The organism is Roseovarius sp. JB2-10, assembly GCF_055693585.1.
Map to the genome: position 1 here is coordinate 656,137 of NZ_CM146337.1, position 12,733 is coordinate 668,869.

Annotated in this window: 14 protein-coding genes and 1 pseudogene; 4 read left to right on the plus strand and 11 right to left on the minus strand. The window is 56.3% G+C overall.

The window, feature by feature from the left end; all coding sequences use genetic code 11:
* The first annotated feature begins 1 nt into the window (after position 1).
* From ACZ1HJ_RS03265 to ACZ1HJ_RS03275, 3 genes are all read left to right on the plus strand, one after another.
* Complete coding sequence (locus tag ACZ1HJ_RS03265; RefSeq protein ID WP_472720927.1) at positions 2–490, plus strand: VOC family protein; 489 nt, start codon at positions 2–4, stop codon at positions 488–490.
* Between the two features lie 52 nt (positions 491–542).
* Positions 543–1,409 carry a branched-chain amino acid aminotransferase gene (locus ACZ1HJ_RS03270; protein ID WP_472720928.1) on the plus strand — a complete coding sequence of 289 codons (867 nt, stop codon included), beginning with the start codon at positions 543–545 and terminating at the stop codon, positions 1,407–1,409.
* Positions 1,410–1,608: 199 nt separating this feature from the next.
* Positions 1,609–2,460, plus strand: coding sequence for a peptidylprolyl isomerase (locus ACZ1HJ_RS03275; protein WP_472720929.1), 852 nt, complete (start codon positions 1,609–1,611; stop codon positions 2,458–2,460).
* Between the two features lie 6 nt (positions 2,461–2,466).
* Here ACZ1HJ_RS03275 and ACZ1HJ_RS03280 read toward each other — a convergent pair whose 3' ends face one another.
* The 11 genes and pseudogenes from ACZ1HJ_RS03280 to ACZ1HJ_RS03330 all read right to left on the minus strand — a co-directional run bounded on the left by ACZ1HJ_RS03280 (position 2,467) and on the right by ACZ1HJ_RS03330 (position 11,576).
* Positions 2,467–2,757, minus strand: coding sequence for an SCP2 sterol-binding domain-containing protein (locus ACZ1HJ_RS03280; protein ID WP_472720930.1), 291 nt, complete (start codon positions 2,755–2,757; stop codon positions 2,467–2,469).
* A gap of 100 nt (positions 2,758–2,857) precedes the next feature.
* Positions 2,858–3,301, minus strand: coding sequence for a molybdenum cofactor biosynthesis protein MoaE (locus tag ACZ1HJ_RS03285; RefSeq protein WP_472720931.1), 444 nt, complete (start codon positions 3,299–3,301; stop codon positions 2,858–2,860).
* A gap of 3 nt (positions 3,302–3,304) precedes the next feature.
* Positions 3,305–3,550 (minus strand): molybdopterin converting factor subunit 1, encoded by a 246-nt coding sequence (gene moaD / locus ACZ1HJ_RS03290; protein ID WP_472720932.1) that lies wholly within the window; start codon positions 3,548–3,550, stop codon positions 3,305–3,307.
* Positions 3,550–4,215, minus strand: coding sequence for a CDP-diacylglycerol--glycerol-3-phosphate 3-phosphatidyltransferase (gene pgsA / locus ACZ1HJ_RS03295; protein WP_472720933.1), 666 nt, complete (start codon positions 4,213–4,215; stop codon positions 3,550–3,552). Before pgsA ends, moaD begins: the two co-directional genes overlap by 1 nt.
* Positions 4,216–4,261: 46 nt before the next feature.
* The gene (uvrC, locus tag ACZ1HJ_RS03300) at positions 4,262–6,133 is read right to left on the minus strand and encodes an excinuclease ABC subunit UvrC (protein ID WP_472720934.1); all 1,872 of its coding nucleotides are present in this window, start codon (positions 6,131–6,133) and stop codon (positions 4,262–4,264) included.
* A gap of 293 nt (positions 6,134–6,426) precedes the next feature.
* Complete coding sequence (locus ACZ1HJ_RS03305; RefSeq protein WP_472720935.1) at positions 6,427–7,206, minus strand: SDR family oxidoreductase; 780 nt, start codon at positions 7,204–7,206, stop codon at positions 6,427–6,429.
* A gap of 13 nt (positions 7,207–7,219) precedes the next feature.
* On the minus strand, positions 7,220–8,206 hold the full coding sequence (locus ACZ1HJ_RS03310; RefSeq protein WP_472720936.1) for a calcium/sodium antiporter: 987 nt from the start codon (positions 8,204–8,206) through the stop codon (positions 7,220–7,222).
* Positions 8,207–8,374: 168 nt separating this feature from the next.
* The gene (locus tag ACZ1HJ_RS03315) at positions 8,375–9,172 is read right to left on the minus strand and encodes a S49 family peptidase (RefSeq protein WP_472720937.1); all 798 of its coding nucleotides are present in this window, start codon (positions 9,170–9,172) and stop codon (positions 8,375–8,377) included.
* A gap of 117 nt (positions 9,173–9,289) precedes the next feature.
* Positions 9,290–10,051, minus strand: a complete 762-nt coding sequence (locus tag ACZ1HJ_RS03320; RefSeq protein WP_472720938.1) for an ABC transporter permease — start codon at positions 10,049–10,051, stop codon at positions 9,290–9,292.
* Positions 10,048–10,974: an ABC transporter ATP-binding protein gene (locus ACZ1HJ_RS03325; RefSeq protein WP_472720939.1), complete on the minus strand. Its 927-nt coding sequence runs from the start codon at positions 10,972–10,974 to the stop codon at positions 10,048–10,050. Before ACZ1HJ_RS03325 ends, ACZ1HJ_RS03320 begins: the two co-directional genes overlap by 4 nt.
* A gap of 99 nt (positions 10,975–11,073) precedes the next feature.
* A pseudogene (locus ACZ1HJ_RS03330) lies at positions 11,074–11,576 on the minus strand (CoxG family protein).
* Between the two features lie 123 nt (positions 11,577–11,699).
* Between ACZ1HJ_RS03330 and ACZ1HJ_RS03335 the strand changes: the two are divergent.
* Entirely contained in the window at positions 11,700–12,686 is a 987-nt protein-coding gene (locus ACZ1HJ_RS03335) for a DMT family transporter (protein WP_472720940.1), read from the plus strand.
* Positions 12,687–12,733: the final 47 nt, after the last annotated feature.

The following is a 12,733-nucleotide window of genomic DNA, read 5'->3' on the forward strand; positions in this document are numbered from 1 at the left end:
TATGACACACCCTGTTCACCCCGGCACATCCATTGGCCACGTTCATTTGAAAGTCGCGGATTTGGATCGGGCAATCGCGTTCTATAGCGGCATTTTGGGCTTCGAAGTGCAGCAGCGCTATGGGGATCAGGCGGCGTTCCTGTCGGCTGGCGGATATCATCATCACCTCGGCCTTAACACGTGGGAAAGTCTGGGTGGCACACCAGCACCTAAAGGTCACACCGGGCTCTATCACACAGCGTTTTTATACCCGGACCGCATCCAATTGGCGGACGCCCTGCGCCGGGTTCGCGACGCCGGAATAAAGATCGACGGCGCCGCTGACCACGGCGTCAGCGAAGCCATTTATGTTTCTGACCCCGACGGGAACGGTGTGGAACTCTACCGCGACCGACCGCAGGAGGAATGGCCCCGCGACGACGCCGGAGGTCTTGCAATGACCAACACGCCACTGGACCTGGAAGAGCTCCTGTCACACGCGCCAAACTGAGTCTGGACCTGACCCGCGTGGCGACATAAGTTGATCAAAACCGGGGGATACCATGGCAACGGGCACCAATATCCGAACCTACTACAAAGGCAGCTGGCATGAGGGCGACGTGCCCGTCATGAACGCCGCAGATCACGGGATGTGGTTGGGTAGCAACGTGTTCGATGGGGCCCGCATGGCCAACGGATTGACGCCCGATCTGGACAAGCATTGTGCGCGTGTTAACGCCTCTGCGGCAGCGCTTATGGTGACGCCCACCGTCACGCCCGAAGACATGGTGGCCATCATCAAAGACGGGTTAAAGGCATATCCCGCAGATGCCGCGATCTATATCCGTCCGATGTATTGGGCGATCGAGGGCGGCATGTCGGCCATCGTGCCCAAGCCCGGCGGCGAAACGGGGTTTGCCATATGCCTCGAAGAAATTCCAATGGCCGCCCCAGAGGATGTCACAACCCTGGCTCTGACGCGGTTCCGGCGCCCGGTTCTGGAAAATGCCGTGGTCAACGCCAAGGCCGCCTGTCTTTATCCAAACAACGCCCGGATGCTCGCCGAAGCGCGCGACAAGGGCTTTGGAAACGCATTGGTGGCAGACGCGCTTGGCAACGTGGCCGAAGCCGCCACCGCCAATGTTTTTGCGGTCCGCGACGGCGAGGTTTTCACCCCTGTTCCGAATGGCACTTTCCTGTCGGGCATCACACGCGCGCGCCACATCTCAAACTTGCGGGCCGACGGTGTGACTGTTCACGAATGCACCATGTCCTTCGACGATTTCCATGCGGCGGATGAGATTTTTCTGTCGGGGAACATGATGAAGGTGACGCCTGTTACCGCGCTCGAAGACACCAATTATCAAATCGGCCCGCTGACACGAAGGGTGCGGGATATGTATTGGGATTGGGCCGCGTCTGGCGCTTGATACTGACCTTCTGCCCACACGAGGGGCCTGCTCTCGGATCCGCACGAAATTCACGGTTTTGTGCGCGCAATTTTCGCCGTCTCCCTGTTCTCTTCAGCTTGAACGGACTACCTATACACCAAAGCCAGCACTGGATGATCCTAGGCTGCACATCTCTTTCCCGCCGCGTTTGCTGCGGCCCCATCACAGGAAAACACCAATGCGCACATGCCGTAACCTTCTGGGAACGATCAGCCTGCTGGCCGTTGTCTCGACCACTGCCATCGCGCAAGACACACCGACGGCCGATACGGTTGTGGCCACCGTCGGTGGCACTGACATCACGCTTGGCCACATGATGGCATTGCGGGAGCAACTGCCGGAAGACTACCAGAACCTGCCGGATGAAACACTGTTCAACGGTCTGCTGGATCAGTTGATCAATCAAACGGCATTGGCGCAGCAACTTGATGGTGGTGCACCCAAGCGCATCCAACTGGTGCTGGACAACCAGGAACGCGCCTTGCTCGCCAGCGAAGCCCTCGATGACGTACTCAAGGATGCGGTGACCGAAGAGGCCCTGCAAGCAGCCTATGACGCACAATTCGAAAACTGGGAAGCAGCGCCAGAATACAATGCCTCACATATTCTTGTGCCAACCGAAGACGAAGCCAAAGAGATCAAGGTAATGATCGAAGAAGGTGCGGATTTTGCGGAAGTTGCCAAGGAGAAATCAACGGGCCCATCGGGTCCCGGCGGTGGACAGCTTGGTTGGTTTGGGCAAGGGGCAATGGTGCCGGAATTCGAAGCCGCAGTCATTGCGCTGGCGGCGGGTGACGTATCCGATCCGGTTCAGACTCAATTTGGCTGGCATGTCATCAAGATGAATGAGCTGCGCGACAGCCAACCGCCCAGCCTTAACAATGTCCGCGCAGAGCTGGAAAGCCGCCTTCAGGAAGAAATCGCCGCGGCTTACATCAAGGACATAGAAGCACAAACCGACATCGTGCGCCCGGAGGCAGACGCGTTTGATCCGGCCATTCTGAAGCAGCTGGATTGGACCGCCGAATAGTTCTTCCTAACCGGTCAAAATGCTGCTGACCTTGAGGGCACGTTGCGCGTTGCCCTCAACCTTCAGCTTGCCGGACATATACGCCATCACTGGATTCAGGTCCCCTGACAGGATATCGCGGAAAACTCCATCGCTCGCGATCAGCACCACATCGGCAACATCGTCCCCGGCCCGGGCACCTTGTTCATCCAGCATGACCGAACCTTCGCCCTTGATCTGCAACTTTGCCGTGCCCCTGATCTGACCCGCGGCCTTGGGCTGTAGGTCATCTATATACGCCTGTACAACATCGCTCATTGGGGCAAGCCTCCTGTCTGATCTCCAACGTCAACATCGGATGGCGATGCGATGTGTTCAATCGAAACCCCGCGTCACTAAGGCGAATGTGATACGTCACTCACCAGCGTTTCAGCGAGTCTTCATCCTCATCCCGCGCCGCCACCCAGTCCGTTCCGGAGGTCGAGACTTCCTTTTTCCAGAACGGGGCGCGTGACTTCAGAAAGTCCATCAGAAATTCCGCCGCCTGAAATGCATCTACCCGGTGGCGCGACGCGGTCGCCACCATCATGATGGTATCCTGCGCGCGTAACGTGCCGTGTCGATGAATGATCAGAACATCCCCAAGGTCCCATCGCTCCTGCGCATCTTGGGCAATCTTCTCCAGCGCCTTTTCCGTCATGCCAGGATAATGCTCGATCTCCATGGCATGCAAGTCACCCTCTCCCAGATCACGCACAATGCCAGTAAAGGTGACAATCGCGCCCATGCCCTTTTGGCGCTCAGCAAACCTGTTGCTCTCAGCGCCCAAATCAAACGGATCTTTCTGTACACGGATTTCCATCCGTCATCCCCCCGTCATCGGCGGGAAAAAGGCCACTTCGCGCGCGCCAGACAAGGGTGCGTCGAAATCCGTCAGCTCTTGGTCAACGGCCACGCGCAGCGCTGTAAGATCGGCGAAGGCTGCGGCATAGCGCTCCTCGCGCTTGCGCAATTCCTCGACCAGATCCATCACCGTTGCCGGGTTGGTCTCAACCGTATCCTTGGCATGACCAATCCGCTCCCGAACCCACGCGAAATAGAGTACATCCATCAGTTTTCATCCTTCAGGTAGGGAATAGACTTCTGGAAATAGTCGAACCCCGTGACCAAGGTCAGCGCGGCGGCAATCCAGAGCAGCCACAGGCCGACAAACCCAGACCATTCCATGCCGGTGAGTTTCCATTTCAGGCCCAGCACGTCCTCTTCGCGGCCCTCCAGAATGTCCATCACCATGGCCTCATCCATGCCAAAAACGGACATGCCAAAGTAATGCTCGAACACCCCCTGTGAGAAGAGCACAGCAATGGCGATCATTTGCATGGTGGTCTTCCATTTGGCCAACCGGGTTACTTTCAAAGTGCCTGCCGTGTCCCCGAGATATTCCCGCAGCCCAGAGACGAAAACCTCCCGGAAGAGGATGAAAGTGGCGGGCAAGACCAGCCAGGGCGAATAGCTGGAATAGCCAACGATCACCATCAATGCGATCACGACCATCGCCTTGTCGGCAATTGGGTCCAGCATCGCGCCCAGTTTCGTCTCCTGTTTCCAACTGCGCGCCAGATGGCCGTCAATCCAATCGGTTATGGCCGCGCCAACAAAAAGCAGAAGGGCAAACCAATCCGCGTAAGGTCTTGTGAAATATAGAAACATTACCGCTACACCCGGTGCGGCAAGCAACCGGAATACCGTCAACATATTCGGTATCGTCCAAGTCATATTTAGGTTCTATCCGCATCTTTGCCGGAGGGAAAGCGCCGCCAACTCAGCCCTTTTCATGAAAAAAGTCATAGACTTTCTGCGCCAAGCCTTCGGACACACCATCCACTGCTTTTAGATCGGACAAATTGGCGCGGCTCACGGCCTTGGCCGACCCGAAATGTGCCAAAAGCGCCCGTTTACGGGCAGCGCCCACGCCGGGCACTTCGTCCAATGGATTGGCGATGGCTGATTTTGCCCGTTTCGCCCGATGCGTGCCGATGGCAAACCGATGCGCTTCATCCCGCAGGCGTTGCACGAAATAAAGCACAGGGTCATTGCGTTGCAGGGCCATCGGCCGCTTGCCGGTACGGTGGAACTCTTCCTTGCCATGATCGCGGTCCACGCCTTTGGCCACGCCAACCATCGGGATGTCCGTGACGCCCATGTCGCGCATAATGCCAGCAACCGCACTGACCTGTCCGGCCCCACCATCGATCAGCAACAGATCAGGCCAATGTCCCTGATCGCGCTCAGGATCTTCTTTCAGCAAGCGCTTGAAACGACGTGTCAGCACCTCTTTCATCATCCCGAAATCATCTCCGGGGGTCAGATCATCCCCTTTAATGTTGAATTTCCGGTAGCTGTTTTTCATCAACCCGTCGGGACCGGCCACAATCATCGCACCAACAGCATTGGTCCCTTGTATGTGGCTGTTGTCATAGACCTCGATCCGCTGTGGAGGGGCCTTCAGATCAAACGCTTCGGCCAGGCCTTTCAGCAGTCTGGCCTGGGTTGCCGTTTCCGCCATTTTTCGACCGAGACTTTCACGGGCGTTCCGTACCGCACCATCGACCAGTTCAGCCTTTTCGCCACGCTTGGGCACAAGCACTTCGACTTTGCGTCCCAGCTTGCCACTCAGGGCGTCTGCCATCAGGTCATCATCGTCGATCGGATGGGACAGGATCACCTGACGCGGCGGCTCTTTCGTATCGTAGAACTGGCCAAGAAACGCCTGCAAAACCTCGGCCTCCTCCACGTCATTGCCAACACGCGGATAGAAATCGCGGTTGCCCCAGTTTTGCCCGGCACGGATGAAAAAGACCTGCACGCAGGCCTGTCCCTTTTCCAAATGCAGCGCCACGATGTCGGCCTCATCAACGGTGCGGGGATTGATGCCTTGATTGGTTTGCACCTGCGTCAGCGCCTTGATGCGGTCGCGAAGGGCGGCCGCGCGTTCAAACTCCATCGCTTCCGAGGCTTCAGCCATCTGCGCGCCAAGCTTGGCCTGAATTTCGGTCGACTTGCCGGACAGGTACCTCTCGGCATCTTTGACCGATGCGGCATATTCCGCCTTGCTGATATGTCCGACGCATGGCGCTGTGCACCGCTTGATCTGGTACTGCAGACAGGGTCGCGTACGCCCCTCGAACATCGCATCGCTGCAATTGCGCAATAGAAACACGCGCTGCAGCTGCGCCAATGTCCGGTTCACCGCGCCCGCACTGGCAAAGGGGCCGTAATAGGCGCCTTTTTCCTTTTTCGCACCGCGGTGCTTTTTGATCATCGGGAAATCATGCGCCTTGGTGACCATGATATTGGGGAAACTCTTGTCATCGCGTAACAGCACGTTGAAATGCGGTTTGAGCTGTTTGATCAGGTTCTGCTCCAATAGCAGAGCTTCGGTTTCCGTGCGGGTCGTCAGGAACATCATCGACGCCGTTTGCGAAATCATCCGCGCAATTCTGGGCGTGTGACCCGTAGGTCTGGCGTAGCTCGATACCCGCGCCTTCAGATCGCGCGCTTTGCCGACATAAAGGACGCGCGCCTGTGCATCGAGCATGCGGTACACGCCCGGCGAGCCATCCAGTGTCCTGAGATAGGAATGGATCACTTCATGTCCGGTTTGCCGGGGTTTTTCCTGCGCGTCTTCTGTCATAGTCCTTTGGATATGATTCTCTGGTCTTGCTGCAACCATATCGACCAATGAGCAAGAGGAAACCTTTCCCCGTTTCATGTGGATAAGTCTGGAGATAACTTTCCGTGATCCAGAATTTTCCTTTGTTTTTTGACCACTTCGTAGAAATGCCTATTTTTTAGGCACTTTTTCAGATCGTTGTTTTTAAACGAAAAAATTATAAATTAGTGCCAAAATATTGAAATCATTAAAGGTTTTGTAACGAACATTTATAGCTTTGGTAACACGTGCAAAACTTGCATTGCAGGGTCTGATTATTCAACGCCCAACACGTCCGGTGTCTGCCACCCAAGATGCTGCCCGCCATCAACGCAAAGAAGCTGTCCCGTGACCCCGGGCGCCGTCAAAAAATAGGCGAGTGCTGCGGTTATATCCGACTCGTTCGAGCCCCTCTTCAGGACTGTTGCTTTACGCTGACGCTCAAAATGGCTGGCTTCCTGGCGACCGCCTTGCAGGGTCGGGCCCGGCCCTATGCCATTGACGCGAATGCGCGGCGCCAAGGCCTGTGCGGCGGTTTGCGTAAAGGCCCAGAGGCCCATCTTGGCAAGCGTATAGGTCATGAACTCGGGCGTCAGCTTGCGCACACGCTGATCGATCATATTGACGACCAGCCCTTGAGCAACCGGCTCACCGGCTGCGTCCATCAAGGGCTCCGGCACATCAGCGGCCATGGCTTGCGTCAACAGGAACGGCGCACGCAGGTTGCTTGCCATATGTCTGTCCCAGCTGTCGCGCGTCGCGGTGGCAAGGGTATCGTATTCAAAGATCGACGCGTTGTTGACCAACACCAAGAGCGGCCCACCAAGCGCTTCCACCGCGCGTGGAACCAATGTGTTTGTCTGTTCTTCGTCCAGCAGGTCAGCGCCAATTGCCACGGCGTTTCTGCCCATTGCCTTGATCTCATTGACCACTTCCAGCGCGCCGGCTTCCGACGAGGCATAGTGAACCGCTACGTCATATCCACGACGCGCAAGTTCAAGCGCCATTGCCCGTCCCAGACGTTTGCCCGCCCCGGTTACCAAAGCCCGTGTCATTGCCTGCCTCCGTTTAGATCAGCACAACGGTAATGTATGTCAAATACAGCCCGGTCAAGATAACGCCCCACACGCGCCCGATGTCCTGCTTGCACAGAACAAACGGGATGAGCATCAGCGACGCACCCAACATGACCCAAAGATCAAAGCGCAGGAATTGCGGGTCGACCGGGATCGGGCCAACCAACGTGGTAATGCCGATGATGGCCAGAAGGTTGAACATGTTCGACCCGATCACATTGCCCAACGCAACGTCAGCCTGGCGCCGCAACGCCGCCATCACAGTGGTCGCCAATTCAGGCAAGGATGTGCCAAGCGCCACAAGCGTCAAACCGATGACCGAGTCGCTGACACCGTATTCACGTGCGATGATCGACGCATTATCCACCAATAGATCAGCCCCCAGCGGCAAGCCGATCAGGCCAAGGATCAGGAACACAAAGATTTGCCACCAGGGCATATCCGGGTCGGCCCCTTCAACATCTTCCTCTGTATCCATCCCGGCATCGTTTCTGGCCTCTTCCGCCAGCGCCAGAGCTGCGTTTTGTTTGCGGTGACGGTTTGCCTCCAAAAACGCATCGCCCAGCACAAAGGCCAGCACCGACAGCAGGATCAGACCGGATACAAACGTAAAACTGCCGGTAAAGGCCAGACCGATGAACAAAAGCGTCGCGCCGATCATGAAAAAGAATGTCTTACGGCTGTCGCAAACGCTGGTGTGCAAACTGGCAAACAACGCGGGTACGCCAAGGACCAGCAGGATATTCGCCGTGTTGGAGCCAACAACATTCCCTAGCGCAAGGCCGGGTTTATCCTCAAGAACCGCGTTGATGGATATCAGGAGTTCCGGCGCGGATGTTCCAAACGCCACAATTGTCAGACTGACGATCAGGGCGGGTATCCCGACCCGCAGGCTTAGGTTGACGGCGCCTTTGACAAGCGCGTCTCCCGCCAGCAGCAAGATCAAAAGCCCAAGGCCCGCCAGAAGCCAAGGGATCATTTGCCAATCCCCTTATCGCATTTGCAAGGGCCCTTACCGATCCGGTATCGTCCACATTTCCCGCATTTCGCCGAGGCAAGGCGTTTTTGACCCGGAAACCGGAGGCGGCCAAACATCGCCAATACACCCATGGCCACAAGAAACAATATGACGATCTTGATGATCATGTCAGAGGCCGAACCGGGCAAAATCAGCGCGTTCTTCAACGGCGGCAATCGCGTCCTGTGCAACATTTGCGCCAAAGCGCTGCAGGAAGCCACGTTTGCGGCCGTAGCGCGCTATTTTCACCTTGTCGCCGTATAATTCTTTCAGCTTGGGCACCAGATGGCCGATGCCATCGACCAGACCCAGTTCAATCGCCCGCCGACCCAGCCAGAATTCTCCGGTGAAGAGATCAAGCTTGTCGGTTAAGCGATCCCCGCGTCGGACGTTGACATGATCCGTGAAGGTCGTGTGCATCTGTTCCAGAATGGCTTTGAGCCGTGCTACATCCTCGGGCTTTTCAGGCTGGAATGGGTCCAGCATGCTCTTGGATTTTCCGGATGTGTGGACCCGACGCTCCAGCCCCTGTCGTGCCAAAAAGACCGGCGCGCCAAAGCCTGCCGAAATCACACCGATCGAGCCGACAACCGATGCCGGGTCAACCCAGATATCATCCGCAGCCGTCGCCAGCCAATAGCCGCCAGAGGCAGCGACGTCTTCGACGAAAGCATGCACGGGAATGGCTTTTTCTTCGGCCAGACGGCGAATACGTGCTGCGATCAGCGAGGACTGCACGGGTGACCCACCCGGAGAATTGATCACCAGCGCCACAGCGACGGGTTTGCCGCGCTTGAACGCCTTTTCGATCACAGGCGCCATCGCCTCATCGCTTAGTTGGGAACGCCCACCTGCTCCGATGGAGCCAGAGAGGCGGATGACGGCAACCGTCGGCTCAGATTTAACAAAAGGGATCCATCGCTTCATGCAGCCCGATGTAGAATGCCGATGCGGTCCAGACAAGGTGACAGGCCCCGCCCAACCACATAGTTTCTGAAAAAGATGCGGTCCAAGGGCAAATAAGTCACGCACACACCGGTCGCGTTAAGATTTGATGCGGTACCCTGTCTTGAAAATATACCAGATGATACCGATGCAAATGGCGGTAAAAACGGCGATCGCAAGCAGGCTGAAACCGATTGCAACATCGGCTGTTCCAAAGAATGACCACCTGAAACCTGAAATCAAATAAACCACCGGATTGAACAGGGTCACCGTTTGCCATGCGGGCGGGAGCATCGAAATCGAATAGAAAGACCCACCCAGAAACACCAGAGGTGTGATGACGAGCAGGGGGATCAATTGCAGCTGCTGGAAGTTTTGCGCCCAGATGCCAATGATGAATCCAAAGAGCGAAAACGAGATACAGGTCAGCAACAAAAACGCCATCATGGCCCAAGGGTGTTGGATCTCCAGATCAACAAAAAACTCCGCCGTGATCAGGATCACGACACCAATGAAGAGCGATTTGGTGGCCGCGGCCCCAACGTATCCCAGTACGATTTCGAGAAAGTTCACCGGGGCCGAAAGCAATTCGAAAATGGTGCCGATGAATTTCGGAAAATAGATGCCAAAAGAGGCGTTGCTGATCGATTGCGTCATCACCGACAACATCACCAGCCCGGGTACGATAAACGCCCCGTAACTCACCCCGTCCACCTCATTGATGCGGCTCCCGATAGCGGCCCCAAAGACCACGAAATAGAGCGAGGTGGAGATCACAGGCGACAGAAAACTCTCCATAAACGTCCGGAAAAAACGCTTCATTTCATAGATGTATATCGCGGTAATAGCTGGCAGGTTCATGCGGCATCCTCCTGCACAAGACCCACGAAAATTTCTTCGAGGCTGCTCTGCGTGGTTTGAATATCACTGAGTGAGAGGCCTTCCCGGGCCAGCGCCTGAAGAAGCCGGGTGATGCCTGTCCCTTCGCCACGCGTGTCGTAATGATAGCTCAGGCTCGACCCGTCTTCGGACAGTTCCAGATCGTAATCCGCCAGAGTGTCGGGAACGGTTTTGACCGCATCTCGCAGATCAATGCGCAATGTCTTGCGGCCCATCCGCGTCATCAATGCGTTTTTCTCCTCGACCAATAGCAATTCACCCTTGGAAATCACGCCCACACGGTCCGCAATCGCTTCGGCTTCTTCAATGTAGTGGGTGGTCAGGATGATCGTGACGCCATCTGCCTTCAAACCTTCGACGATCTGCCACATGTCTTTGCGCAATTCCACGTCTACACCGGCCGTCGGTTCATCCAAAAACAAAACGCGCGGCTCGTGACACAGCGCCTTTGCAATCAAGACCCGCCGTTTCATCCCACCGGAGAGTTCGCGAATGCGGTTGTCTCTCTTGTCCCACAAGGACAATTGGCGCAGGATTTTTTCGATCAGGGCATCGTCGCGTTTTTTGCCAAAAAGACCGCGCGAAAACCGGACAGTGTTCAACACTTTCTCAAACGGCTCCAGCGCGACTTCCTGTGGAACAAGCCCAATGAGCTTGCGCGCGCCACGGTATCCGGTCTCGATGTCAAAGCCGCCAACACTGGCGCTTCCGGAACTGGCCGTTGTGATACCGCAAAGCGTTGATATCAATGTTGTTTTGCCTGCACCATTTGGTCCAAGTAACGCCAGAATCTCACCCTCTTCAATGTCGAGAGTGACGCCTTTCAACGCTTCGAAACCACCATCATAAACTTTGCGCAGGTCGTTGACTTGAACAATAGGCATGCGTTTACCCTTTGATTGATCGGGTATATTTATGTCATTCACGCGGATGTGAAAATGCTGGATTGAGGCAGAGATTGCCCTGCGTCAATGCACATAGTGTCAGCTGATCAATCGCTTGAGCCAACCCTTTTTTCGGCCTCGCGTGCGTCATCCTCATCGGACGGGCCTTCCAATACGTTTTCCAGCCGCGTGAAAAACTGATCTGCCATTTTCTTGGCGAAACCATCCACGATACGGCTGCCAAGCTGAGCCAACTTACCGCCCACCTTGGCTTCGACGTCATAGATCAGGCGCGTACCTGTTTCGCTGTCCTCCAGTCGCACATCCGCACCGCCCTTGGCAAAGCCCGCAGCACCGCCCTTGCCTTCGCCGGTTAGGGTCAGGCTTTCACCTTCGACCATATTTGAGACGGTCACCATGCCCTTGAACGTCGCCTTGACGGGCCCGACCTTTTGCACGACGACGGCCTCAAATCCATCCTCGGGTGTACCGGTCACTTCCTGCGCACCGGGCACACATTCCTTGAGCATTTCAGGGCTCAGCAACGCCGCCCAAACCGTGGCACGATCCACCTTGATGTCGCGTTCGTCACTCATTTGCATGGGGCGCGCCTTTCTCATGGTTGCCCGACAACTCTAGCCTGCGAGCCAAAGCGTGAAAAGTCGTAAACGGGCGTGGCCCCGACGCGGCCATGATGGTAGAGCCAAAGGAGAAAGGACGCCCGGATGACCGCACCCACCCAACTTCAAAACCCCGCGGTCGGCGTCGCCTTTATCGTGGTCGGGATTCTGACGATTTCGGTCAACGACATGCTGATCAAACTGTTGTCCGGTGGCTATCCATTACATCAGCTGGTGTTCACACGGTCATTGATCGGGCTTTGTTTCACCCTCGTTCTGGTGCAGGTCGAGGGTGGGTGGCGCATCTTGCGTACGGACAGACCCGGACTGCACCTCCTGCGCTGCGCAATGCTCGTCACGGCGAATATGACGTTCTTTTCGGCGCTCGCTGTTCTGCCCCTGGCCGAGACAACAGCCATCTTTTTCGTGGGCCCGCTGTTGATCACATTGCTCAGCATCCCAATCCTCGGCGAGCGGGTTGGACCCTTGCGCCTGGGCGCAGTCGTTGTTGGATTTTGCGGCGTGCTGATCATGACCCGCCCCTGGCAAAGCGCGGGCAGCCGAGACGTCTCTGTGTTGATTTACCTGCTGCCTGTCCTCGCGGCCCTGACCTACGCCATCACACAGGTTCTGACCCGTAAACTGGGCACGACCACAAAGGCGTCGGTTCTCGCGGCCTATCTGCAAAGCCTCTTCTTGGTCGTCAGCATGTGTTTCTGGCTCGTGGCCGGCGATGGCCGATATGCCGAAGGGCTAGAAAGCGAAAGCCTCATCTTCCTGCTGCGCGCATGGGTCTGGCCAGAGGGTCGCGATCTCTATCTTTTTGTGCTGCTTGGCTTCAACGCTGGCATCATCGGATACACATTGGCACAGGCCTATCGACAAGCCGACGCAGCCATTATAGCGCCGTTCGAATATCTTGGTCTGCCACTGGCCGTCTTCTGGGGCTGGATCATTTGGGGCGAGCTGCCGGATGTGGTCGTGACAGTTGGGATCGTGCTTGTTCTGGGCTCCGGCCTGTTTGTCTTCTTGCGGGAACGCCAACAAAAACTGCGCGCAATCGCTGCATCACAGGGACATCGACGCTTTTGACGGCTCTTTTACAGCGCAAATGCGCAGCGTAAACTTGGCCACGAAAG

What these genes read in the sequence shown, in the direction of transcription:
- ACZ1HJ_RS03265 (WP_472720927.1), top strand. Translation starts at nt 2, where the DNA reads ATGACACACCCTGTTCACCCCGGCACATCCATTGGCCACGTTCATTTG.
- ACZ1HJ_RS03270 (WP_472720928.1), top strand. Translation starts at nt 543, where the DNA reads ATGGCAACGGGCACCAATATCCGAACCTACTACAAAGGCAGCTGGCAT.
- ACZ1HJ_RS03275 (WP_472720929.1), top strand. Translation starts at nt 1,609, where the DNA reads ATGCGCACATGCCGTAACCTTCTGGGAACGATCAGCCTGCTGGCCGTT.
- ACZ1HJ_RS03280 (WP_472720930.1), bottom strand. Translation starts at nt 2,757, where the DNA reads ATGAGCGATGTTGTACAGGCGTATATAGATGACCTACAGCCCAAGGCC.
- ACZ1HJ_RS03285 (WP_472720931.1), bottom strand. Translation starts at nt 3,301, where the DNA reads ATGGAAATCCGTGTACAGAAAGATCCGTTTGATTTGGGCGCTGAGAGC.
- moaD (WP_472720932.1), bottom strand. Translation starts at nt 3,550, where the DNA reads ATGGATGTACTCTATTTCGCGTGGGTTCGGGAGCGGATTGGTCATGCC.
- pgsA (WP_472720933.1), bottom strand. Translation starts at nt 4,215, where the DNA reads ATGACTTGGACGATACCGAATATGTTGACGGTATTCCGGTTGCTTGCC.
- uvrC (WP_472720934.1), bottom strand. Translation starts at nt 6,133, where the DNA reads ATGACAGAAGACGCGCAGGAAAAACCCCGGCAAACCGGACATGAAGTG.
- ACZ1HJ_RS03305 (WP_472720935.1), bottom strand. Translation starts at nt 7,206, where the DNA reads ATGACACGGGCTTTGGTAACCGGGGCGGGCAAACGTCTGGGACGGGCA.
- ACZ1HJ_RS03310 (WP_472720936.1), bottom strand. Translation starts at nt 8,206, where the DNA reads ATGATCCCTTGGCTTCTGGCGGGCCTTGGGCTTTTGATCTTGCTGCTG.
- ACZ1HJ_RS03315 (WP_472720937.1), bottom strand. Translation starts at nt 9,172, where the DNA reads ATGAAGCGATGGATCCCTTTTGTTAAATCTGAGCCGACGGTTGCCGTC.
- ACZ1HJ_RS03320 (WP_472720938.1), bottom strand. Translation starts at nt 10,051, where the DNA reads ATGAACCTGCCAGCTATTACCGCGATATACATCTATGAAATGAAGCGT.
- ACZ1HJ_RS03325 (WP_472720939.1), bottom strand. Translation starts at nt 10,974, where the DNA reads ATGCCTATTGTTCAAGTCAACGACCTGCGCAAAGTTTATGATGGTGGT.
- ACZ1HJ_RS03335 (WP_472720940.1), top strand. Translation starts at nt 11,700, where the DNA reads ATGACCGCACCCACCCAACTTCAAAACCCCGCGGTCGGCGTCGCCTTT.